This is a genomic window from Psychrobacter sp. AOP7-A1-24 (assembly GCF_052376235.1).
GTDB lineage: Bacteria > Pseudomonadota > Gammaproteobacteria > Pseudomonadales > Moraxellaceae > Psychrobacter.
Genome location: NZ_JBQSVM010000083.1, coordinates 1 through 3,287, shown reverse-complemented (window position 1 = coordinate 3,287; position 3,287 = coordinate 1). Strand labels below are relative to the sequence as shown.

1 protein-coding gene is annotated in these 3,287 nt (G+C 44.4%); it reads right to left on the bottom strand.

Annotation, left to right across the window (positions count from 1 at the left end; genetic code table 11):
- Positions 1 to 148: 148 nt before the first annotated feature.
- A partial coding sequence (locus tag ACT3QQ_RS13710) for an Ig-like domain-containing protein (RefSeq protein WP_444528404.1) occupies positions 149 to 3,287 on the bottom strand: 3,139 nt, incomplete at its 5' end.

Here is a 3,287-nt window from a genome sequence, read left to right as displayed (position 1 = left end):
ATAAAACATTATTTATCTTTTAATTACTTGCTATAAAGTTTTTTAGACTGATTACCTATGTCTCACATCTAAAAATAATTAAATAGGTAGTACAAAAAACGCCTCCATTTTGGAAGCGTTTTAGAGACTAAAATTTAATTATTTGTTATTAGATAACATTAGTAATATCAGTATCGATATAAATCTGTGTGGAGATGTCAGTACCTGATTGCCACAAATTGTATTCCTCACCTTCTGAAACAGTCTGGCGCACACTAGACCAGTTATCACCATCGAGGTTGACGGTATCATCAGCATCACCCGTCACATAGATATCTGATTCAATATCTTCAGCGGCGACGTTTAGGGTGTTCGCACCAGTACCACTGATGTCGATAATATCGATAACTTCAGGCTCCAGAATATCAGCCAAGCTGATGTTTTGATCCGCACTCTCAAAGCTTAGAGTGTCTAGCCCTTTGCTCGACGTCATTGAGGTGTCAGGCAACTCAATAGACGCTTCGTCATCAGCCACTGTAAAGTCACTGTCTGACGTCATTCGAGCACCTGCGGCTGGCGGTGTGCCGTCGCTTATAGTCACTTCTAGAGTAGCTATAGCTGTATTGCCACTGACATCCTCGATAGTGTATTCAAAGCTGTCTGTTTCACCGATGACATCTATATCTTCTGTTGGCGTGTAAGTGTAAGCACCGTCCTCACCTATTACCAGTGTACCGTAGGTACCTTGGATAGTAGTAGACCCGTCCACATCAACACTATCAACCACTGTCACAATGTGTGCATCAACATCGTTATTGGTGATGACGTTACCAGTGGTTGGCACACTATCATAGTCAATCAGTTCGCTATCAACCGTTGTCACGTTTATGGCAGACCCAAGCGAAACACCTAAGAAGTTGTCGTTGCTACTACCGAGTAGGAAGTAGTAGGTTGCATCTTTACCATCAGCATCAGCGCCTCCAGTGAGCGTAGGAAGTGATAAATTATCAGCACTCCATGAGCCACCTAAACCAAATGGTGAATATTCCAACCAATTATTTTCTTGTTGAACTAGGGTAATGTCATCTTCTTCACCGCTAACTACTTTATAGACTGAAAGGCTAAAATCCTTACTACCAAGCGCTAAGTTAAAACCAACTGAGCCGTTACCATCTAGAGTGAGTGACAACTCCTGAGCAGCAGTCACAGTAACCTGAAAAACAGATTTAGTACTTAATAAATCGAGATCAATGGCATCAAGCGCATTAAGACTGAGCAGTCCACCAGCTGTACCGCTGTATGAAGGGCTGGTAGTCACCGGATTCTCCACTAGACCGGCATAATCCTGATCGTTATTAGCAGTAGGCGCCACAGTGTCGACTGTGATGTCAGTTGTAACAGCGCTGCTTTCGTTACCAGAGGGATCTGTTGCGGTAGCAGAGAGTGTCTCTGACTCTTGCCCCATAGCGTCTACATCTGCCTGATCAATCGGAACACTCCAAACACCATTAGCACCCACAGTCGCTGTACCAATGACGTCATATGCTTCATTAGTCAAGGTGATAGTAGCACCAGGCTCACCGGTACCTGTAACGTTGAAACCTTCTGCAGCTTCTTGAGTATTCACTACATCGTCAATGGCAATTGGGGTGTCTATGGTTGGTGCGTCAGGAGCTGTCATATCGTCAAGTTCGATAACCAACTCTGCCGTATCACTACCGATACCACTAGCAATGGTATAGGTAAATGTTTCGGTTTGACCTGCCGATGCATAATCGCCATTTGCTGTATAGGTATATTCACCATTTTCATCGATAACTAACACACCATACTGACCTGCAATGGTGAACACCTCCACACCGCCAACTTCTGTAGAAGTTGGTACTGACTCTGAGACATTATCACTAGATATCGCAGTAAGCACTGTGGTGCTTGTGACGGTATCTTCACCATCTTCACCCTCAATACCAGCATCAGGGTCTATCACATTACCTGTGACTTGGGCACCATCGGCATAATCAAACTCAGCTAAGGTTGCAGTGATATTAGTGGTCTCAAGTAGCGTCAATGTATTACTAAGTAGCGCATCAGCAATGGCATCAAGTAATGGGTCGACAACACCGTCAAGCAAACCGTTTATTACAGCATTACCTGTAATGATACCAACTAAATCACCGACACCTATATCTTCGGTTCCATCTAAGATAATTTCAAGAGGTACTCTTACAAGCGTTCCCAAACCTAAATCTAAACCTAAGATAGGATCATTCAGTGCAGTTTCAACCACATCTAACACCGCTGTTTGGTTCTCAGCACCTAATACCACTCCAGCTTCGCCAAGCTCTGCCAATGTGATATCTTCGACCAATGTTCCCAAGACACCTTCATCGTTACCTACGACTATCGTATAGTCACCAGGCTCTAAACCAGATACCGTGGCTGTCAACGTATCGTTACCTGTTAATCCTAATAACTCCAAGCCTACCACATCACCTACAAGTGGATTGACTCCGGTCGTACCGGCATAAACTTGGTCACCATTACTGTCATAGACTTCTATTCTGATAGCGTCGGCTATTGTCACTAATGCAGTCTGTGATACTTCTATATCAACCATCCCATTAGAGCTCTCACTCACTGTGAAGGGAAGAGCACCCTCTGAACCATCAGTACCTTCCGCTAAGTTGAGTAAGTCGTATGTCTCATTAGTATAGACAGGGATTTGCGCTATTTGTAAATCACCTAGATCAAGCTCATCGGCATCATCTCGAGCAATAATCCCAACCCTAGCAAAGTCCTTACCAGTGCCTGAGATACTACCATCTGCGTATTCCACAGTCGCTCTGACGAATAATGTTCCGCTATCTGGTACATCTAAAGAAGTGATGAAACCATTATCAATCATGTCTTGTGTGATAGTCGTATTAACACCGTTGACTATCAAAGTGTCATTTACTTGAGCGTCATCTGGTAGGGCAATAGCTACATCAATCTTCCCTTCCTCATTCAAATCTGAACCAGAGATGTAAGCATCATCCCCTTCTAAAATGTTAACAAAAGGAATATTATCACCGTCTAGACCATCTTCGCCATCCTGACCGGCAGCGCCAGTCTCTCCTTTTAGATAGGCAGCCAGATCAGCAGCGTCTGAGCCGTCTGGTAATTCACCGGCATCTATCAATAGCTCAAGCGCTGACTTACCATTCGTGCCATCAGCACCGTCCTGACCGTCAATCCCATCTGTACCATCCGCGCCGTCTTCACCATCCACGCCGTCTTCACCGCGTAAGTACTCGATCAGATCAGCA